General features: G+C 72.8%; 19 protein-coding genes. 12 read left to right on the forward strand and 7 right to left on the reverse strand.

All coding sequences use genetic code 11. The features are described 5' to 3' along the window. The first annotated feature begins 223 nt into the window (after positions 1-223). A complete protein-coding gene (locus Q3Y56_RS09640; protein ID WP_304461535.1) occupies positions 224-1,117 on the forward strand; it encodes a potassium channel family protein in 894 nt (297 codons plus the stop codon). On the opposite strand, the gene Q3Y56_RS09645 is transcribed toward Q3Y56_RS09640, so the two are convergent. After that, positions 1,098-1,502 carry a peptidase inhibitor family I36 protein gene (locus Q3Y56_RS09645; protein ID WP_304461536.1) on the reverse strand — a complete coding sequence of 135 codons (405 nt, stop codon included), beginning with the start codon at positions 1,500-1,502 and terminating at the stop codon, positions 1,098-1,100. The genes Q3Y56_RS09640 and Q3Y56_RS09645 overlap by 20 nt on opposite strands. Before the next feature lie 217 nt (positions 1,503-1,719). Here Q3Y56_RS09645 and Q3Y56_RS09650 point away from each other — a divergent pair, with 217 nt between their 5' ends. The 3 genes from Q3Y56_RS09650 to Q3Y56_RS09660 all read left to right on the forward strand — a co-directional run bounded on the left by Q3Y56_RS09650 (position 1,720) and on the right by Q3Y56_RS09660 (position 4,719). Then, entirely contained in the window at positions 1,720-2,412 is a 693-nt protein-coding gene (locus tag Q3Y56_RS09650) for a TetR/AcrR family transcriptional regulator (protein WP_304461537.1), read from the forward strand. Positions 2,413-2,465: 53 nt separating this feature from the next. After that, on the forward strand, positions 2,466-3,671 hold the full coding sequence (locus Q3Y56_RS09655; RefSeq protein WP_304461538.1) for an alpha/beta hydrolase: 1,206 nt from the start codon (positions 2,466-2,468) through the stop codon (positions 3,669-3,671). Positions 3,672-3,747: 76 nt separating this feature from the next. Further along, entirely contained in the window at positions 3,748-4,719 is a 972-nt protein-coding gene (locus Q3Y56_RS09660) for a DUF4429 domain-containing protein (RefSeq protein WP_304461539.1), read from the forward strand. A 38-nt stretch (positions 4,720-4,757) separates the two neighbouring features. On the opposite strand, the gene Q3Y56_RS09665 is transcribed toward Q3Y56_RS09660, so the two are convergent. Together Q3Y56_RS09665 and Q3Y56_RS09670 are read right to left on the reverse strand one after the other, a co-directional pair. Beyond that, positions 4,758-5,774: an aldo/keto reductase gene (locus tag Q3Y56_RS09665; RefSeq protein WP_304461540.1), complete on the reverse strand. Its 1,017-nt coding sequence runs from the start codon at positions 5,772-5,774 to the stop codon at positions 4,758-4,760. 6 nt (positions 5,775-5,780) lie between these two features. Then, positions 5,781-6,233: a MerR family transcriptional regulator gene (locus tag Q3Y56_RS09670; RefSeq protein WP_304461541.1), complete on the reverse strand. Its 453-nt coding sequence runs from the start codon at positions 6,231-6,233 to the stop codon at positions 5,781-5,783. A 125-nt stretch (positions 6,234-6,358) separates the two neighbouring features. On the opposite strand from Q3Y56_RS09670, the gene Q3Y56_RS09675 reads away from it, so the two are divergent. Beyond that, the gene (locus tag Q3Y56_RS09675; protein ID WP_304461542.1) at positions 6,359-7,177 is read left to right on the forward strand and encodes a serine hydrolase; all 819 of its coding nucleotides are present in this window, start codon (positions 6,359-6,361) and stop codon (positions 7,175-7,177) included. A 13-nt stretch (positions 7,178-7,190) separates the two neighbouring features. Here the strand turns inward: Q3Y56_RS09675 and Q3Y56_RS09680 are convergent, their stop codons facing one another. Further along, a complete protein-coding gene (locus Q3Y56_RS09680; protein WP_304461543.1) occupies positions 7,191-7,859 on the reverse strand; it encodes a pirin-like bicupin family protein in 669 nt (222 codons plus the stop codon). Between the two features lie 72 nt (positions 7,860-7,931). On the opposite strand from Q3Y56_RS09680, the gene Q3Y56_RS09685 reads away from it, so the two are divergent. The 5 genes from Q3Y56_RS09685 (at position 7,932) to fabF (ending at position 12,835) form a co-directional block, all read left to right on the forward strand. Then, complete coding sequence (locus Q3Y56_RS09685) at positions 7,932-9,116, forward strand: CdaR family transcriptional regulator (RefSeq protein ID WP_304461544.1); 1,185 nt, start codon at positions 7,932-7,934, stop codon at positions 9,114-9,116. Positions 9,117-9,207: 91 nt separating this feature from the next. Continuing rightward, positions 9,208-10,149 (forward strand): ACP S-malonyltransferase, encoded by a 942-nt coding sequence (locus Q3Y56_RS09690; RefSeq protein ID WP_304461545.1) that lies wholly within the window; start codon positions 9,208-9,210, stop codon positions 10,147-10,149. Between the two features lie 13 nt (positions 10,150-10,162). Beyond that, complete coding sequence (locus tag Q3Y56_RS09695) at positions 10,163-11,176, forward strand: ketoacyl-ACP synthase III (protein ID WP_304461546.1); 1,014 nt, start codon at positions 10,163-10,165, stop codon at positions 11,174-11,176. A gap of 75 nt (positions 11,177-11,251) precedes the next feature. Next, entirely contained in the window at positions 11,252-11,500 is a 249-nt protein-coding gene (locus tag Q3Y56_RS09700) for an acyl carrier protein (protein ID WP_304461547.1), read from the forward strand. Between the two features lie 69 nt (positions 11,501-11,569). Then, positions 11,570-12,835, forward strand: a complete 1,266-nt coding sequence (gene fabF, locus Q3Y56_RS09705) for a beta-ketoacyl-ACP synthase II (RefSeq protein ID WP_304461548.1) — start codon at positions 11,570-11,572, stop codon at positions 12,833-12,835. Positions 12,836-12,940: 105 nt separating this feature from the next. On the opposite strand, the gene Q3Y56_RS09710 is transcribed toward fabF, so the two are convergent. Continuing rightward, positions 12,941-13,435 (reverse strand): DUF3145 domain-containing protein, encoded by a 495-nt coding sequence (locus Q3Y56_RS09710; protein ID WP_304461549.1) that lies wholly within the window; start codon positions 13,433-13,435, stop codon positions 12,941-12,943. Positions 13,436-13,759: 324 nt separating this feature from the next. Here Q3Y56_RS09710 and Q3Y56_RS09715 point away from each other — a divergent pair, with 324 nt between their 5' ends. Continuing rightward, a complete protein-coding gene (locus tag Q3Y56_RS09715) occupies positions 13,760-14,686 on the forward strand; it encodes an SGNH/GDSL hydrolase family protein (protein ID WP_304461550.1) in 927 nt (308 codons plus the stop codon). Here the strand turns inward: Q3Y56_RS09715 and Q3Y56_RS09720 are convergent. Continuing rightward, positions 14,661-17,216, reverse strand: coding sequence for a glycoside hydrolase family 3 protein (locus Q3Y56_RS09720; RefSeq protein ID WP_304461551.1), 2,556 nt, complete (start codon positions 17,214-17,216; stop codon positions 14,661-14,663). The two genes, Q3Y56_RS09715 and Q3Y56_RS09720, sit on opposite strands and share 26 nt — an antisense overlap. Before the next feature lie 178 nt (positions 17,217-17,394). Here Q3Y56_RS09720 and Q3Y56_RS09725 point away from each other — a divergent pair, with 178 nt between their 5' ends. Beyond that, the gene (locus tag Q3Y56_RS09725) at positions 17,395-17,982 is read left to right on the forward strand and encodes a TetR/AcrR family transcriptional regulator (RefSeq protein WP_304461552.1); all 588 of its coding nucleotides are present in this window, start codon (positions 17,395-17,397) and stop codon (positions 17,980-17,982) included. Positions 17,983-18,005: 23 nt separating this feature from the next. Here Q3Y56_RS09725 and Q3Y56_RS09730 read toward each other — a convergent pair whose 3' ends face one another. Further along, positions 18,006-18,485, reverse strand: coding sequence for a DUF6299 family protein (locus Q3Y56_RS09730; RefSeq protein ID WP_304461553.1), 480 nt, complete (start codon positions 18,483-18,485; stop codon positions 18,006-18,008). Between the last annotated feature and the right edge of the window lie 181 nt (positions 18,486-18,666).

Here is an 18,666-nt window from a genome sequence, read left to right on the forward strand (position 1 = left end):
CGGTTCGGGGCCCGACTACGTCGGCGCGTGGGCGCGGGCCCGGCCGCGCGGCGGGCGCATGGCCGGGGCTGCGCCGCAGTGCGGCTCGAGCCCAGCTGTGTCCGCGCCCGCGGTCTGCCCGCCGCGGGGTCCGCCGGGGTTTCGGGTGCGGAACCCCGGTCTCCGCTCCGAAGGAGCCGGTGGCTCGATTCGCGCCCGGTCGGAGGTTGGGAGAATGCCGGGCATGACCGAGCATCCGACGCAGGCGTGGTGGGAGCGGCGTACCGAGACACCGCTGTTGGTGCTCGCCCTCGCGTTCGCCGTCGCGTACGCCGTCCCGATCATCGAGCCGAACGCCGGACCGCTGCTGCGCGGGACGTGCACGGTCGTGGAGTGGGTGGTGTGGGGCGCCTTCGCCCTCGACTACGCCCTGCGGCTGTACTGGGCGCCGGACCGCAGGAGTTTCGTGCGCGGGCAGCCGTTGGCCCTGCTGGCGGTGGTGCTGCCGCTGGTGCAGCCGCTGCGGCTGCTGCGGGTGGTCGCGACGCTGCTGCTCGCCGGGCAGCGCGCCCGGATCGCGGCACAGGTGCGGCTCACGACCTACGTCGCGGGCGCGGTCCTGGGGCTGCTCATGTTCGGTTCGCTGGCCGTCCTGGAGGTCGAGCGGGACTCCCCCGGGTCGAACATCCGCTCCCTCGACGACGCCGTGTGGTGGGCGTTCACCACGATGACCACCGTGGGCTACGGCGACCACGCCCCCACCACCGGACTGGGGCGGCTGCTCGCAGTGGGTCTGATGCTCTCCGGGATCGCCCTGCTCGGTGTGGTGACCGCGAACATCGCCGCGTGGTTCATCTCCCGGTTCGAGCGCGACGACGCCGAGGAGCGCCGCCAGACGGCGGCGATCGAGGTGCTGACGGCCGAGGTGCGGGCGCTCCGCGCCGAGCTCGCCGAACTGTCGGGCACGCCGCGCGCGGGCCGGCCGCCGCAGGGACATCCGCGTACGGACCACGGACATCCGCGTACGGGGCAGGAACAGCCGGCCGCGCCGCCGCAGGCGCATTCCCACCCGTCCGGGCCCGCCATGGCGCCGCAGGCCCGGACCGGCGAACCGCCGGTCAGCTCTCCCAGATCTTGAAGGCGCGTACCTGGTACGGCGACTCCGGCGCCCAGGAGCCCGACGGGTACGTGTCGAACTCACCCGTCTCGCCGCATTCGGCGCTCTGGTACGTGGTGACGGGCCGCCCCGTGCGGTTGGCCAGGCTGGCGGCGGTGGCACCGCCGGGCAGCGGGACACAGCTCTCGATGTCGGTGTCGGACAGCTCGTGGGTCGTACGGGCGCCGCTGAAGCCCGCGCCCCGCCACAGGCACAGCTGGCCGGTGGCGCAGGCGCCGGACCGGGCCGCCGATGGCGCGGCGGTGGCGGCGGTGACGGCCGTGGCCTGAGCCGGGGCCGGGGTCAGCAGGGCGGTGGCGGCCGCCAGGACGGTGCAGGCTGCCGCGGCGGTGATGGTCTCGCGCATATGGATCACTCCCCCGTGTCGGGCGTCTCGTTGATTCGCCGATGCGAGTTGATTCGCCGATGCGAACGGGGGCCAGCCTGGTGGCGGCTCCGGTGCCGCTCAAGGGAGTCGATCAAGGTCCACCCTGATAGGGGGCGCGCGGCGGCAAGGCCGCCGTCAGCCGTATCCGCCGCCGGTATCGTGATCCGCCCGACCGCGCCAGGAAGTGAGCCACCAGGTGCACCCAGAGCACGGAGCGCCGCCCGCCGGGCTGCGCGAGCGCAGGAAGCGGCGGACCCGCGACGCCCTGGTCCGGGCGGCACTCGAACGGTTCACCGCCCAGGGATACGAGCGGACCACCGTCGACGAGATCACCGCCGCCGTCGACGTCTCCCAGCGCACCTTCTTCCGCTACTTCGCCAACAAGGAGGAGGCCGCCTTCGCCGTCCAGTCGGTGGTGGACACGCAGGTCTACGCGGCGGTGTGCGAGCGGCCCGCCCACGAGACACCCATCGCCGTGCTGCGCGGCGCCGCCGCGGCCACCTGGCGGGCCATGGAGCCGGCCATCGCGGAGATCGTGCCGATCGAGCTCCATCTGCGGATGTACCGGACGATCGAGTCGACTCCGGCCCTGCTCGCCGTCCACCTGCGCCGCACCGCCGAGTTGGAGGAGCGGATGGCGCGCGAGATCGCCCGCCGCGAGGGCCTCGACGTGGACACCGACCCCCGGCCCCGGTTGATCGTGGCGGCCTTCGGCGGAGCGGTCCGGATGGCCGGCCGGCTCTGGAACGAGGGCTCGGCGCACACCCTGCAGTCCCTTCGCGAGCTCACCACCGCCTACCTCGACCACATCGGCCCCGCACTGGTGGAAACCTGGCAAAAGCCGACAGACAAGAGCAGACAGCATCAAATTCAGCGTTTCATAACGTGAGATAGATCACGCATTTGGCGGGCGGCATCACCCGTCTCCTAGGGTGTCCCGCGGTGACTTCCTTCCCGGGGCTCGGTTCCTCCTCTCCTTCCACCACGGCCTGGCGCACGCTGCTCGCGCTGGCTGTGGTGTTCGTGCTGCTCGCGATCACCGGCTGGACGGCGATCCGGCACCACAACGGGACCATGGACCCGCGCGCCCAGGAGCTCTCCGCCTGGCGACAGGGCTCCGTCAGCGGACGGCCCCTGCCCGACCCGAACACCGAACCCCGGCAGCTGTCCCGGTTCTTCGAGTCGCTCACCCCGGCCCAGCAGACCCGGCTGGTGCTCCGCTATCCGCTGGTCGTGGGCAACCTCAACGGCGCTCCCGTGAGCCTGCGTTACCAGGCCAACCGGCGCGCCCTCATCCAGGCGCGGAACGTGGAGCAGCAGCGCACCCACGACAGCGCGCTGACCCCGTACGGCCGGTCCGACGCGCGGCGCCGGATGCACCGGTACGAGTCGATGCTGAGCCCCGGCCGGCAGATCCTCGCCTTCGACCCGGCCGGGTCCGGCCGGGCCGCCGAGGTCTTCGGCGACCTCGCCCACGCGCGGCGGGTCGCCGTCGTGGTGCCCGGAGTGGACACCGACATCCTCACCTTCCAGAAGACCGCGCGGCCCGAGACCTCCGTGCTCGGGATGGCCCGCGCCGTCCACCGCGCCGAGCGGTCCCTGCGGCCGGGCGGCGCCCACGCGGTCATCGCGTGGGCGGACTACACCTCGCCGGACGGCACCAACCTCGAGTCGGCCACCGGCAAGCGGGCCTCCGAGGGAGCCCTGCGGCTGCGCGCCCTGGTCAACGGCCTGCCGGAGCGCTCCCGGGTCGCGCTGCTGTGCCACAGCTACGGCTCCGTGGTGTGCGGCGTGGCCGCCCGCGACCTGTCCCGGAAGGTCACCGACATCGCGGTGGCGGGCAGCCCGGGGATGCGCGCCGAGCACGCCTCGGACCTGGGCACGACGGCGCGGGTGTGGGCGATGCGGGATGCCGGGGACTGGATCGAGGACGTACCGAACCTGGAGGTCGGGGGCCTGGGGCACGGGGCGGACCCGGTCTCCCCGGCCTTCGGGGCGCGGGTACTCTCCGCCGACGGAGCCCACGGGCACTCCGGCTACTTCGTGCCCGGCACCGAGAGCCTTGCCAACTTCGCCAGACTCGGCGTGGGCGACATCCACACGGTGACCTGCGCGAACGGCGACGATTGCCGCTCCGGGCCGACCTGATCGGACAACCAGACGTTTGACGCGCGAAGCGCAGCAAAGGGGGACGGGCGGGCGACCGCCGCATACGATGAGCCGCATGGGTGATGTGCTGGCCGGTTTTCACACCGTCTGGGAGTTCGACACCGACTCCGTGCTCATCCGCTTCGAACGGGGGATTCGTACACCGAAACTGCTCCAGGCTCTCGGTGAGCGCCGGATCCCCTACGAGGCGCTGGCCGCCGTGGAGCTCGCTCCCGGCAAGCGGGGGACGGTGGTGCTGCGGGCTGTGCCGCGGCCCGGCGCCGATCCGCTGATGGAGGCCGCGGACGGCCAGCTCAAGGATGCCTACGACCCCTACCGGCTGGTCCTGCCCGGCGCGCGCGAGGCCCTCGCCGAGTACTACGCGGAGGAGATACGCACCGCCCTCGGCCCCGCCGCCGCGACCCCCGCCGAGGACCACCTGGTGGCCGCCCCCGCGCCCCCGATGGCCTTCAAGGCGTACGACGGCAAGGCGTCGTACGACGGCAAGGCGGTGTCCTTCCGCTGGTTCTGGACCGGCGCCTCGTCCGCGAAGTGGAAGGCCGGAGACCAGCGCTTCACCATCGACGAGCTGGCCGGGGTCGAGTGGCGCTCCCCGGAGGGCCGGGGGTCCGGGGGCGGCTCCGCCAAGACCGGAAACGGTTCCGCCAAGGCCGGAAACGGTTCCTCCGGCTCCGGCTCCGCCAAGGACGACGGCAACGGGCATCTGCGGCTGCTCGGCCGCGCGTTCGGCGAGCAGCCGACGGCGGCGGACCAGGACCCGGCCGCCGTCGTCTTCGGCATGGGGTACGGCCTGGTGCACGAGTCGCTGCCGTTCGCCGCGGCCGTCCTGGAAGCGGTCCGCGCCGCGGGCCCGGGCGGCGCCCCGCTGCCCGGTGACCAGCCCACCGCGCTGGTCACCGCCCCGTCCCGGCGCGACCCGGCCGACATCGCCGACCGCATCCGGCACCTGGGGGAGCTGCACTCGGCGGGGCTGCTGACGGATGACGAGTTCAGCACGAAGAAGGCCGAGCTGCTGGCACAGCTCTGACCCTCTCGGGGCTCCGGCCCCGGGCGCTCAAGGCGGTGCTACTCGCGGCCCGCCGATGTGAAGCCCATGTCGGCGTAGCGGCCGCCCGCGACCTTGCCCGCGATCGGCTCCAGGAGGCCCAGCTCCTCCTCGGTCAGCCGCAGCCGCGTCGCCGCGGTGTTCTCCGCCAGCCTGGTCCGCTTGCGGGTGCCCGGGATCGGCACCACGGCCAGCCCGTGCGCCTCGGCCCGCTGCTGCACCCAGGCCAGCGCGACCTGCGCGAGCGAGACGCCGTGCGCCTCGGCAACCTGCCGCACCGGCGCCAGCAGCGCGGCGTTGGCGGCGGCGTTGTCGCCCGTGAAGCGCGGCTGCGTGCTGCGGAAGTCGGCCGCGCCCAGTTCCTTGCCCGCGTCCGTGAACGCGCCGGTCAGGAAGCCGCGGCCGAGTGGGGAGTACGGCACGAAGGCCACGCCCAGCTCCGCGGCCGCCGCCACGACGTTCTCCTCCACGTCCCTGCTGAACAGCGACCACTCCGACTGCACGGCCGCGATCGGGTGCACCGCGTGCGCCGCGCGCAGCTCGCCGCCGGAGACCTCGCTCAGCCCGAGGTGCTTCACCTTGCCCTCGGCGACCAGCTCGGCCATCGCGCCGACGGTCTCCTCGATCGGCACCTCGAGATCGCGCCGGTGCATGTAGTACAGGTCGACGTGGTCGACGCCGAGCCGCCGCAGGCTGCCCTCGATCGACTGGCGGATGTACGCCCGGTCGTTGCGGATCTCCTGGTACGACGGGTCGTCCTCGCGCCGGACGATGGCGAACTTGGTGGCCAGGACCACCTCGTCCCGGCGGGCCCGCACGAACGGGGAGAGGAACTCCTCGTTCCGCCCGAAGCCGTACATGTCCGCGGTGTCGAAGAGCGTGACGCCCAGTTCCAGGGCCCGCTCCAGCGTCGCCCGCGCCTCCGCCTCGTCCGTCGGCCCGTACGCGTGGGACATGCCCATGCAGCCCAGGCCCTGCACGCCGACCTCCGGGCCGTCGGTGCCGAGGCGGGCGGTGGCTATCGTCTCGTTGCTCATCTGCGGTCAGGCCCTCTCCGACGCCCGGCGGGCGTCAGCATAGATGTCGATCTTGTAGTCGAGGACGTCGAGCGTGCTCTGCAGCTCGGCGATCCGCTGCCGCACCGCGTCGCGGTGCGCGGTCAGCAGTTCCTCGCGGGCGGAGTAGGTGTGCCTCCCCTCCCGCACCAGCTCGGCGTAGCGGACCATGTCCGCGACCGGCATCCCGGTCAGCCGGAGCTTGCCGACAAGGGCCAGCCAGTCCAGATCGCGGTTGGTGAAGCGGCGCTGCCCGGTGTGGTTGCGGTCCACGTGCGGCATGAGCCCGATGCGCTCGTACCAGCGCAGGGTGTGTGCCGACAGTCCGGTGTGCTCGGCGACCTCACTGATCGTGTAGCGGTCCTGCCCGGCCGGCCGCGGGTGCGGCGTCGGCGTCAGACACAGACTCAACGGCACCGGCGCGGTCTCGACCACGGTCATACCGCTTTCACCTCTTCGCGTTGTCGGGTCCTGATCCCTCACGACCCGTTCAACGCTAGAGACTTGGAGCGCACTCCAAGCAAGCGGAGATTTGACGGACTCTTGTACGAGCTAGGCTCGTGCGCATGGAGAGCCTGCGACTGATCGAGAACTGGCCCGTGCCCACGGCGGCGGCCGCCGTGGTGACGGCGGACGGCGCCGTGGCCGGATCGTACGGCCCCACCGGACACCGGTTCCCGCTCGCCTCGGTCACCAAGCCGCTCGCCGCGTACGCCGCGCTGGTGGCCGTCGAGGAGGGCGCGGTGGAGTTGGACGAGCCGGCCGGTCCCGACGGCGCCACGGTGCGGCACCTGCTCGCCCACACCTCGGGCCTCGCCTTCGACGAGCACCGGGTGATGGCCGCGCCGGGCACCCGCCGGATGTACTCGAACGCGGGCTTCGAGGTGCTCGGCGACCACATCGCCAAGGCGACGGGCATCCCGTTCGCCGAGTATCTGCGCGAGGCGGTCCTGGAGCCGCTCGGCATGGCCGCGACCGCGCTGCCGGGCTCCCCCGCCAAGGACGGCGTGTCGACCGTCGACGACCTGGTCCGCTTCGCGGCGGAGCTCCAGGCCCCGCGGCTGCTGGCGCCGGAGACCGTCGCCGAGGCGACCTCGGTGGTCCACCCCGGGCTGACCGGCATCCTGCCCGGCTACGGCCACCAGAGGCCGAACGACTGGGGGCTGGGCTTCGAGATCCGCGACGCGAAGACGCCGCACTGGACGGGTGGTTCGTCCTCGCCGCGGACGTACGGACATTTCGGGCAGTCGGGGACGTTCCTGTGGGTGGACCCGAAGGCGGGGGCGGCGTGCGTGGCGCTGACCGACCGGGCCTTCGGGCCGTGGGCGGTCGAAGCGTGGCCCGCGTTCACGGACGCGGTCCTGGCCGAGCTGCGCGCGGGATAGCCCGCGCCGGCGGTCAGCCGTAGACCGGCTCGGTGTGCATCTCCCACACCAGGAACTCCGCGTCGCCGACCGCCACCGCGTCCAGTCCCTCCGCGTCGTCGATCCGGGCGGCGTCCCCCGGGCCGAGCCGCTCGCCGGCGATCCGCACGGTGCCGCGCACCACGTGCGCGTACACCCACGGGGCGAGCGGCAGCGCCGTGCGCGCGCCCTCCGGCAGGCGCCGCACATGGAACACCGCCTCCGCGCGCGGCACCGCGTACGGCGTGTCGTCGGGGATGCCGCGCACCACCTCGTACGACGGCTCCCCGCCGAACTCCGCCGGCGTCAGCCACATCTGCACGAACCGCAGCGGCGCCGGGCCCGCGTTCCGCTCCACGTGCCGTACCCCGCTGCCGGCGCTGAGCCGCTGGACGTCGCCGGGGCGCACCACCGTCCGGTGGCCGGTGGAGTCCTCATGGGTGAGCTCGCCCTCGATGACCCAGGTGATGATCTCCATGTCGCGGTGCGGGTGCTCGGCGAACCCGGCGCCGGCTTCGAGCCGCTCCTCGTTGCACGCCGCCAGCATCCCGAACCGCACGTTGTCGGGATCGTAGAAACCCGAGAAGGAGAAGGCGTGGCGGGTCTCGGTGCCCGCCTCGTCACCGCCCCGGTAGCGCTCGTCGGCCCGCTGAACCCAGATCACGCGCCCACGGTAACCCGGCTCGGCCAGGGGTACCCCCACAAGCACCCCATCCGATAAGGCAGGCTTGTCCTCGTGCCTGAACCCGCAGCGAAGCCCGATCACCCGCATTCCGCGACCTTGCGCCGCCTGGAGAAGTCCTCCGGAAAGCTGGCCGCCAGCGCCATCGCCCGTATGGACGAGCAGCTGCCGTGGTACCGCGCCATGCCCCCGGAGAACCGCTCCTGGATCGGGCTGGTCGCCCAGGCGGGCATCGCGGCCTTCACGGAGTGGTTCCGGCACCCGGAGGCGCCGCAGGCCATCAGCACCGACGTCTTCGGTACGGCGCCGCGCGAGCTCACCCGGGCGATCACCCTGCGGCAGACCGTGGAGATGGTCCGCACGACCATCGAGGTCATGGAGTCCGCGATCGACGACGTGGCGGCTCCGGGGGACGAGTCGGTGCTGCGCGAGGCGCTGCTGGTGTACGCGCGGGAGATCGCGTTCGCCACCGCCCAGGTGTACGCGCAGGCGGCCGAGGCGCGCGGCGCCTGGGACGCCCGACTGGAGTCCCTGGTGGTCAACGCGGTGCTGTCGGGCGAGGCGGACGAGGGGGCGCTGTCCCGGGCCGCCGCACTGGGCTGGAACTCGCCGGAGCATGTGATCGTGGTGCTGGGTACGGCACCGGACGGGGACAGCGAGCTGACCGTGGAGGCGATCCGGCGGGCCGCGCGGCACGCCAAGCTCCAGGTCCTCACCGGGGTACTCGGGGACCGTCTCGTGGTGATCGCGGGCGGCTCGGACAATCCGCTGCACACGGCGAAGGCGCTGATCGGCCCGTTCGCGCCGGGCCCGGTGGTGGCCGGTCCGGTGGTGTCCGACCTGCTCGCCGCCACCCGCTCCGCGGGCGCCGCGGCCGCCGGTCTCAAGGCGTGCGCGGCCTGGCCGGACGCGCCGCGCCCGGTGCTGGCGGACGACCTGCTGCCGGAGCGCGCGATGGCCGGCGACCCGGCCGCGCGCGAGCAGTTGGTAGAGGAGATCTACAGACCGCTGGAGGAGGCGGGCTCGGCGCTGCTGGAGACGCTCAGCGTCTATCTGGAGCAGGCGAGCAGTCTGGAAGGCGCGGCCCGGATGCTCTTCGTCCACCCCAACACCGTCCGCTACCGGCTGCGACGTGTGACCGATGTCACCGGATGGTCACCCTCCGATGTCCGGTCGGCGTTCACCCTGCGCATCGCGCTCATCCTGGGCCGTCTCGCGGATGGGGAGACCCCGAGCTAAGCCGTTTTGTTGGACACCAACAATTCCCTCATCGGTTCTTCGTCCCTGTCCTCACGGGCGGGCGAGAGCCCCCACAAGAGAGAGTGTGAGAGTGCTCGTACTCGTCGCTCCCGGCCAAGGCGCCCAGACGCCAGGCTTCCTGACCCCCTGGCTCGACCTCCCCGGTGTCGAAGACCGGCTCCGTGCGTGGTCGGCCGCCATCGACCTGGACCTGGTCCACTACGGCACGAAGGCCGATGAGGACGCGATCCGCGACACCGCCGTCGCCCAGCCCCTGCTGGTCGCGGCGTCGCTGGTCTCCGCCCGGCAGCTGTTCCCGACGGCGGAGGACTTCTCCCGCCTCGTGGGCGCGGCCGCCGGCCACAGCGTCGGTGAGCTGGCCGCCGCCGCGCTGACCGGCGTGCTGCCCGAAGAGGCCGCCATGGGGCTCGTACGCAAGCGGGGCCTGGCCATGGCCGAGGCCGCCGCCGTCACCGAGACCGGCATGTCCGCGCTGCTGGGCGGCGAGCAGGAGATCGTCCTCCCGCACCTGGAGAAGCTGGGCCTGACCCCGGCGAACGTGAACGGCGCGGGCCAGATCGTGGCCGCCGGTACCGCCGAGCAGCTGGCCGCGCTCGCCGAGGACAAGCCCGAGGGCACCCGCAAGGTCGTCGCGCTCAAGGTGGCCGGCGCCTTCCACACGCAGCACATGGCCCCGGCCGTCGCGGCCCTGGAGGCCGCGGTCACCGAGCTGGCCGTGGCCGACCCGCGCACGGCTTACGTCTCCAACAAGGACGGCCGGGTCGTCTCCTCGGGGCAGGACGTCGTCCAGCGCCTGGTCGGCCAGGTCGCCAACCCGGTCCGCTGGGACCGGTGCATGGAGACCTTCAAGGAGCTGGGCGTCACCGCGATCATCGAGGTGGCGCCGGGCGGCACACTGGTCGGCCTGGCCAAGCGCGCCCTGCCCGGCGTCAAGACCCTCGCCCTCAAGACTCCGGACAACCTCGACGCGGCCCGCGAGCTGATCGCCGAGCACGCCGCACCGGCCGAATAGGAGCCCGAAGCGCATGACCGCGAAGATCAAGCCCGGCAAGGGTTCCCCGTACGCCCGCATCATGGGTGTCGGCGGCTACCGCCCCACCCGGGTGGTGCCGAACGACGAGATCCTCAAGCACATCGACTCCTCCGACGAGTGGATCCGCACCCGCTCCGGAATCGCCACCCGGCACTGGGCCGGTCCGGACGAGACCGTCGCCTCGATGTCCGTCGAGGCGGGCGGCAAGGCGATCGCCGACGCCGGGATCACCCCGGAGCAGATCGGGGCCGTCATCGTCTCGACCGTCTCGCACTTCAAGCAGACCCCGGCCGTCGCGACCGAGATCGCGCACCTGATCGGCGCGGGCAAGCCGGCCGCGTTCGACATCTCCGCGGGCTGCGCCGGGTTCGGCTACGGCCTCACCCTCGCCAAGGGCCTGGTGGTCGAGGGCAGCGCCGAGTACGTGCTGGTCATCGGCGTCGAGCGACTGTCGGACCTGACCGACCTGACGGACCGTGCCACGGCCTTCCTGTTCGGCGACGGTGCGGGCGCGGTCGTCGTCGGCCCCGCCAAGGAGCCCGCCATCGGCCCGACCGTGTGGGGCTCGGAGGGCGACAAGTCCGACACGATCATGCAGACGCTGCCCTGGGACGTGTACCGCGACGCGGAGTCCGCCTCCGACGTGCGCTTCCCGGCCATCACCCAGGAGGGCCAGGCGGTCTTCCGCTGGGCGGTGTTCGAGATGGCGAAGGTCGCCCAGCAGGCGCTGGACGCGGCCGGGGTGGAGGCGAAGGACCTCGACGTCTTCATCCCGCACCAGGCCAACATGCGGATCATCGACTCGATGATCAAAACCCTCAAGCTGCCGGAGCACGTCACGGTCGCCCGTGACGTGGAGACGACCGGCAACACCTCGGCAGCCTCCATTCCGCTCGCCATGGAGCGGCTGTTGGCGACCGGGCAGGCGAAGAGCGGTGACACCGCGCTCGTCATCGGCTTCGGGGCGGGTCTCGTCTACGCAGCGACGGTCGTTACCCTCCCTTAGGCAAGATCCCACGCAGCCCCGCAGATAGCGGACGCTGCGCACTCCACCGCAACACACCGAAGAAGGAGCGCCGCAATGGCCGCCACGCAGGAAGAGATCGTCGCGGGTCTCGCGGAGATCGTGAACGAGATCGCGGGCATCCCGGTCGAGGACGTCCAGACGGACAAGTCCTTCACCGACGACCTGGACGTCGACTCGCTGTCCATGGTCGAGGTCGTCGTCGCCGCCGAGGAGCGCTTCGACGTGAAGATCCCGGACGACGACGTCAAGAACCTCAAGACCGTCGGCGACGCAACCAAGTACATTCTGGACAACCAGGCCTGAGCCTGAGCGCTTGTCGCCACCCCAGCGGTGGCAGGTAAGGCCCCCTCTACACGTGGAGTAAGAATTCCTGTGAACTCGACCAATCGCACCGTGGTCGTCACCGGTATCGGCGCAACCACACCGCTGGGTGGCGACAGCGCATCGACCTGGGAGGCCCTGCTGGCCGGACGCTCCGGCGTCGGCCGGCTGGAGGAGGACTGGGCGGCCGAGCTGCCCGTCCAGATCGCCGCGCGGGTCGCGGTGGACCCGGCCGGGATCATTCCGCGGCCGCAGGCCCGCAAGCTGGACCGCTCGGCCCAGTTCGCGCTGATCGCCGCCCGCGAGGCATGGGCCGACGCCGGCTTCGCCGGCAAGGCGGGCGAGGACGGTTCGGTGAACCCGGACCGGCTCGGCGCCGTCGTCGCCTCCGGTATCGGCGGCGTGACCACGCTGCTCGACCAGTACGACGTGCTGCGCGAGAAGGGCGCCCGCAAGGTCTCCCCGCACACCGTGCCGATGCTGATGCCCAACAGCCCGGCGGCCAACGTCGGCCTGGAGGTCGGCGCCCGCGCGGGCGTGCACACCCCGGTCAGCGCCTGCGCGTCGGGCGCCGAGGCCATCGGCTACGCCATCGAGATGATCCGCACCGGCCGCGCCGACGTGGTCGTCGCGGGCGGCACGGAGGCGGCCATCCACCCGCTGCCGATCGCCGCGTTCGGCAACATGATGGCGATGTCCAAGAGCAACGACGACCCGCAGGGCGCCTCGCGTCCGTACGACGTCGACCGCAACGGCTTCGTCCTCGGTGAGGGCGCGGGCATGATCGTGCTGGAGTCGGCGGAGCACGCCGCACAGCGCGGTGCGCGGGTCTACGCCGAGGCCGTCGGCCAGGGCGTCTCGGCCGACGCCCACCACATCACGCAGCCCGAGCCGTCCGGCAACGGCATCGCGCACGCGCTCCAGAACCTGCTGGACTCCACCGACCTCAAGCCCGCCGAGGTCGTGCACGTCAACGCGCACGCGACCTCGACCCCGCAGGGCGACATCGCGGAGATCAAGGCGCTGCGCAAGGTGTTCGGCGACGACGTCGACCACATGGCGATCTCCGCCACGAAGTCCATGACCGGCCACCTGCTGGGTGGCGCGGGCGGTGTGGAGACCGTCGCGTCGATCCTGGCCCTGTACCACCGGGTGGCCCCGCCGACGATCAACATCACCAACCTGGACCCGGAGGCGGACGCGGACATCGTGCGCGATGAGCCCCGCCCGCTGCCGCAGCAGGGCACGATCGCGGCGCTGAACGACTCGTTCGGCTTCGGCGGCCACAACGTGGTGCTGGCGCTGCGTACCGTCTGACCTCGCATTCCCGTTACGCGGCTGAGGCCCGCCCGGTCATTGACCGGGCGGGCCTCAGCCGTATGGCCGTCTGTCGACCGTCTGTGCCGGAGAGCTGAGCGCGGCTCAGACGACCTGGTGCAGCCAGCGGACCGGGGCGCCCTCGCCCGCGTACCGGAAGGGCTCCAGCTCGTCGTCCCAGGGCTTGCCCAGCAGTTTGGCGACCTCGTCCGCCAGCTCGGTCTCGCCGCGGGTGGAGCGGGCCAGCGCGGCACGCAGCCGGTCCTCGGGGATGAGGATGTCGCCGTGGATGCCGGTGACGGCGTGGAAGATGCCGAGTTCGGGGGTGGAGCTGTAGCGCTCGCCCTCGGCGGTGGCGCAGGGCTCGGCGGTCACCTCGAAGCGCAGCAGGTGCCAGCCGCGGAGCGCGGAGGCGAGTTTGGAGGCGGTGCCGACCTGGCCCTGCCAGGAGAATTCGGCACGCCAGGTGCCGGGCGCGGCGGGCTGTTTGATCCAGTCGAGGGTGACGCGCACGCCGAGGACGCCCGCGATGGCCCATTCGACATGGGGACACAGCGCGCGCGGGGCGGAGTGCACGTACAGAACTCCACGTGTCGTCACCGGGACCTCCAGTGCGGTTCGAGGTTCGCCTTCCCCAGCGGCCTCGCCTCCGTACCGGTCGCGCCCGCGGACAGCAAGAGACATTCTGCCCCAATGATCACGCCCGCACCAGCTCCCGAGGTTACCTGACGTAAACGCTACCGCGGGTAATCCCCGCCAAAACGGACGAGATTTGACGCTGCGTAATGCTCTGGTGCCGGATTGCGTCTCCGCTGGGCCGGAGCCCGACCAGCATGGGGAAAAGCTACCGTGCGGCGCCGACACGCGGGTGACGTACCGTCGGTCCTGGATAGATATCACCCATCAGTCGGAGGGGGAACAGTCATGCGGGGCTCGTACGGGCGCGATCGGCGCCGTCGCCCGGCCACCGGCACCACCGCGACCACCGCGGGCGCGCTGTTCGCGGCCGCCGCCCTGCTGGCCGGCTGCACTCTCGGTTCGGGCGGCGGCGACGGGGACGGCGGGAGCGAGCGGGCGGTCAAGCGCCCCGCCCCCCGTGCCACCCCGTCGTGGGACACCCGGCCGCGCTCCCTCGCCTCCGTCGGCGACTCCATCTCCCGCGGTTTCGACGCCTGTTCCGTGCTCAAGGACTGCCCGGAGGTGTCCTGGGCCACCGGTACGGAGGTGGACAGCCTCGCCCGGCGGCTGCGGCCCTCCGGCGGCGGCGAGGTCCGCAGCTGGAACCACGCCAAGACGGGGGCCCTGATGGCCGATCTGCCCGCCCAGATGCGGGCGGCCACCGCCCACGAGCCGGAGCTGGTGACGGTGCTGATCGGCGCCAACGACGCCTGCCGGGACTCCGTCGACGACATGACCCCGACGGCCGACTTCCGCGCCGACTTCACCACCGCCCTGACGTCCCTGCGCCGTGCGCTGCCCAAGACCCAGGTGTACGTGGCGAGCGTGCCGGATCTGAAGCGGCTGTGGTCGCAGGGGCGCAACAACCTTTTCGGGCGGCAGGTCTGGAAGCTGGGGATCTGCCCGTCGATGCTGAAGGACTCCACCGCGGACGACGCCGCGTCGGTGGAGCGCCGCCGCCAGGTGGAGGACCGGGTGGACGCCTACAACGCCGCGCTCAAGGACGTCTGCGGCAAGGACCCCCGGTGCCGCTACGACGACGCCGTGCACAACTACCGGTTCACCACGGACGAGTTGAGCAAATGGGACTGGTTCCACCCCAGCAAGGAGGGGCAGCAGGCGCTCGCGGACATGGCGTACCGCACGATCACCCGGAAGGAGCCGGCCGCGTAGGCACGGGGACGGGCACCGTCAGGCGCCGGTCGGCGACGCTGCGGCCCGCCTCCGCCGCGTACTCCCCCGCCGGGAGCCGCCAGCCGCCGCCGTCCTCGTCCCATGTCTCCGCAGCACGACGCGGCAGCGCGATGACCGCCTCGGCGCTCCCGCCCGGTTCCGCCTCGACGGTGGCGAAGCCCGCCAGCACCCGGGCGGGCCGCTCCACGGGGTCGGCGGCGGCGCCGTCCGGCGTGCGCGGTGCGGCGAGATAGACCTGGACGACCTCCCGTCCGGCGCGCCCGCCGGTGTTGCGGACCCGGACCGTGACCGTGCCCAGTTCACCGCCGTGCTCGCCGTGCTCATCGCGCTCGCCGTGCTCCGCGGCGGGCGGGCCGGACGGGGTGAACCGGACCGCCTCGTACTCCCAGTCCGTGTATCCGAGGCCGTGCCCGAACCAGTAGGCGGGGGCGGCGCCGGACCGCTCCCACGCCCGGTAGCCGATGAACACCCCTTCTTCATAGGGAAGTTGACCTGCGATGGGGACGACCCGCCGCACGGGCGCGTCCGCCAGCCGCGCCGGCCAGGTGGTGGGCAGCCGGCCGCCCGGCTCCGCCGCCCCCAGCAGCACGTCCGCCAGCGCCCCGCCCGCCTCCTGGCCCGGGAACCAGCTCAGCAGCACCGCGGCGACCTCCTCCCGCCACGGCATCTCCACCGGGGCACCGGAGTTGACCACCACGACCGTCCGCGGGTTGACGGCGGCCACCCGGGCGACCAGTTCGTCCTGCCGGCCCGGCAGCCGCAGATCGGCCCGGTCGAAGCCCTCGCTCTCCACGCGCTCGGTGGTGCCGACCACGACGACGACGGCGTCGGCCGCCCGGGCCAGCGCGACCGCCTCGTCGATCAGCTCCTCCGGGTCCCGCTCGGGCTCCCGGTGCATCAGGCAGAAGCCGACGGCCTGGATCGGCGCGTCCTCGATCGTCGGGACGACGCACGTCAGGCTGATCTCGACGGGCTGCCCGGCGGTCAGCTCGATCCGCCCGCGCGGCACGGGGCTGCCGAAGAACGACTCGAAGGGGTCGCCCGGCTCGGGCGTCTGCCGCCCGTCGTACAGCACCTCGCCGCCGACCACGAGCCGAAAGCCGCCGAGTCCTCTGGTGCCGAAGGAGTGCACGCCGCCGACCCGCGGGGTGAAGGTGCCGGTGGTCTCGACGGTGTGCAGCTCCTCGAAGGTCACACCGCTCGGGAGGTCGCCGCCGAGCCAGCGCAGCTCGCCGCTCGGCAGCCGCCGCTCGCCCAGCCGCCTGCCGTCCGCCGCGCGCACCACGGCCCGCAGCGTGAAGCCCCGGTCGGCGACGGAGAGTTCGCCGCTGGGATCGGCGCCGACGGCGTAGGTCAGGGTGGCGTCCGGGGGCAGCGCGGCGCGCAGCCCGTCCAGCGGCGCGACCACGCGCTCGGGGAAGACCTGGGCGGAGCCGCCGCCGAGGACCCGGGCGTCGCGGGCGGCGGCGCCGATCAGCGCGAGGTGCGGCGTGCGGGCGGGGTCCAGAGGCAGCGCGCCGCGCTCGTTCCGCAGCAGCACGAAGGAGCGCCGGGCGATCTCCTGGGCGAGGGCCTGGCCGTCGACGGCGAAGGGCAGGTCGGCGGGCGGGACCGCCGGTGGGGCGCCGACCAGCGCTCCGGCGCGGGCGGCCAGCCACAGCACCCGCCGCACCGCCGCGTCCACGTCCGCCTCGGCGACCCGTCCGTCCCGCACGGCGGCGGCGAGCGCCGGGCCGTAGACCGTGCGCGGGCCGGGCATGGCGATGTCCAGGCCGCCCAGCAGGGCGCGCACGGTGTCGCGGGCGGCCAGCCAGTCGGAGACGACGACGCCTTCGAAGCCCCATTCGCCCCGCAGCACCTCCTGCTGCAGGAAGCGGTGCTCGGTCATGGTGGCCCCGTTGACGGAGTTGTACGCCGCCATGACGCCCCACGGGCGGGCCTTCTTGACGATCGCCTCGAACGGCGCGAGGTACAGCTCACGCAGGGCACGCGGGCACACCGTGTTGTCCACGGTGAAGCGGTCGGTCTCCGCGTCGTTGGCGACGAAGTGCTTGACGGTCGCCCCCACTCCCCCCTCCTGCACTCCGGTGACATAGCCCGCGCCGATCTCGGCCGTCAGATACGGGTCCTCGCTGTACGCCTCGAAGTGCCGGCCGCCCAGCGGCGAGCGGTGCAGGTTCACCGTCGGCGCGAGCAGCATGTGGACGCCCTTGCGCCGGGCCTCCTGCGCGAGCAGGTGCCCCGCCCGGCGCGCCAGCTCCGGGTCCCAGGTGGCGGCCAGCGCGGTGGGGCTGGGGAGCGTGACCGAGGGATCGTCGGCGGTCCACCGCACACCGCGCACCCCAACCGGCCCGTCCGACATCACCACGGAGCCGAGCCCCGCCTCGGGCGCGCCGGGCAGCGACCACATGTCCTGCCCGGCGAGCAGCCGCGTCTTGGCGTCCAGGCCGAGCCGGCCCAGCGCCGCCTCCACGACGTCGCTCCTTCTCGCCTCGTCCGCCTGGACCACAGCCGTACCTCCTCGTCGAAGCCCGCTGGGCGCCTTCCAGCCGCGGCCGGAGACCCCTCCATCCTGAACCGCCTTACCTGTACGCCGGTAGGCTTTGTTACCTCTACGTTATGAACGAATATCGTACGGTCAGGTCACGGGCGCAGCGGAAGCGCACGACCGGAAGGCGGGACCGGCGATGACGAGGGCCACCGGCAGCAGACGCAGCGAGGCACGGCGTGCGGAGATCGTCCGCTCGGCCCTGGAAGTGATCGCGGAACGCGGCTATCGGGGCGCCACCCTGACGGCGGTCGCAGAACGCGTCGGCCTCACCCAGCAGGGCCTGCTGCACTACTTCCCCACCAAGGAGTCCCTGCTCATCGCCGTGCTCAAGGAACGCGACCAGTGGGACACCGGCTCCGCCGAGCGGAGCGAACCCTGGCCGCTGGACCTGCTGGCCGCGCTGGTCGACTACAACGCGATGCGGCCGGGCATCGTCCAGACCTTCTCGGCCCTGCTGGGCGAGAGCGTCACCGACGACCACCCGGCCGGGGACTACTTCCGGCGCCGCTACGACGAGGTGCGCGCGGACATGGCGCAGACCCTGCGCGGCGAGTTCGGCGACCGCCTGCCGGGGGGCCTGACCCCGCAGCAGGCGGCTCCGCTGCTGGTGGCGGTGATGGACGGGCTGCAGTACCAGTGGCTGCACGACCCGGAGGCGGTGGACATGCCGGAGCTGTTCCGCGCGTTCCTCGCCCTGCTGGCCGTGCGCCCCGCCGAGGAGTGACCGCGGGAGGCGCGCGGCAGGGGCTACGCGCCGGAGCCTGACACCATCTGGACGCTCTGCTGCTCGGCGGTGAGCACGTCCGGCAGCGGCAGGCCGGACTCCATGCTGAGGCGCAGGATCGTGGCCTTCACCCGGGCCTTCCCCGGGGCGTAACTCTCGCCCACGATCAGGGCCGCGTTGTCGGTGTTCGTCCATCGGTGCACCTTGCCGTCGCAGTCGGCGGCCGTACCGCCGATGCCGCGCTGCTGGTCCCCCTGCTCGAGGGTGGAGCTGATGAACGTGAGCCCGACCGCGCCGCCTTTGGTGCACCGGTAGGTGCCGGAGAGCCGGATGGAACCGTTCGGCCCGACATACCCGCGCGGGTCGATCGTCAGCTCGTAGCCCTGCTCCGGGGCGGGGGCGGCCGCACGGCCGGGGGCGGCGGCCGCCGGCAGCGGCGCGGCCGCGGCCAGCAGCGCGGCGCCGAGGACGGCCGGGGCGGCGCGACGGAATCGGATACGCATGCGCGGACCTCCACGATCGCGGGAGAACGGAGTTCTTCGGCCCTGCATGCGTACCTCGCCCGGGCGGCGCCGGCGGGGAGCGTCACCGGGACGTGGTGTGTCAGCGGGCGTACGGCGCATCCGGCGCGACAGGCGCCCGTACCGCGTATCCGTCCTCCTCGCCGACTCCTCGCGCTGGCTC

The organism is Streptomyces sp. XD-27, assembly GCF_030553055.1.
Classification (GTDB): domain Bacteria; phylum Actinomycetota; class Actinomycetes; order Streptomycetales; family Streptomycetaceae; genus Streptomyces.

Excerpts from the sequence above, each read along its gene's own strand:
- Q3Y56_RS09640 (WP_304461535.1), top strand. The coding sequence starts at position 224 with ATGACCGAGCATCCGACGCAGGCGTGGTGGGAGCGGCGTACCGAGACA.
- Q3Y56_RS09645 (WP_304461536.1), bottom strand. The coding sequence starts at position 1,502 with ATGCGCGAGACCATCACCGCCGCGGCAGCCTGCACCGTCCTGGCGGCC.
- Q3Y56_RS09660 (WP_304461539.1), top strand. The coding sequence starts at position 3,748 with ATGGGTGATGTGCTGGCCGGTTTTCACACCGTCTGGGAGTTCGACACC.
- Q3Y56_RS09665 (WP_304461540.1), bottom strand. The coding sequence starts at position 5,774 with ATGAGCAACGAGACGATAGCCACCGCCCGCCTCGGCACCGACGGCCCG.
- Q3Y56_RS09670 (WP_304461541.1), bottom strand. The coding sequence starts at position 6,233 with ATGACCGTGGTCGAGACCGCGCCGGTGCCGTTGAGTCTGTGTCTGACG.
- Q3Y56_RS09675 (WP_304461542.1), top strand. The coding sequence starts at position 6,359 with ATGGAGAGCCTGCGACTGATCGAGAACTGGCCCGTGCCCACGGCGGCG.
- Q3Y56_RS09695 (WP_304461546.1), top strand. The coding sequence starts at position 10,163 with ATGACCGCGAAGATCAAGCCCGGCAAGGGTTCCCCGTACGCCCGCATC.
- Q3Y56_RS09700 (WP_304461547.1), top strand. The coding sequence starts at position 11,252 with ATGGCCGCCACGCAGGAAGAGATCGTCGCGGGTCTCGCGGAGATCGTG.
- Q3Y56_RS09715 (WP_304461550.1), top strand. The coding sequence starts at position 13,760 with ATGCGGGGCTCGTACGGGCGCGATCGGCGCCGTCGCCCGGCCACCGGC.
- Q3Y56_RS09725 (WP_304461552.1), top strand. The coding sequence starts at position 17,395 with ATGACGAGGGCCACCGGCAGCAGACGCAGCGAGGCACGGCGTGCGGAG.
- Q3Y56_RS09730 (WP_304461553.1), bottom strand. The coding sequence starts at position 18,485 with ATGCGTATCCGATTCCGTCGCGCCGCCCCGGCCGTCCTCGGCGCCGCG.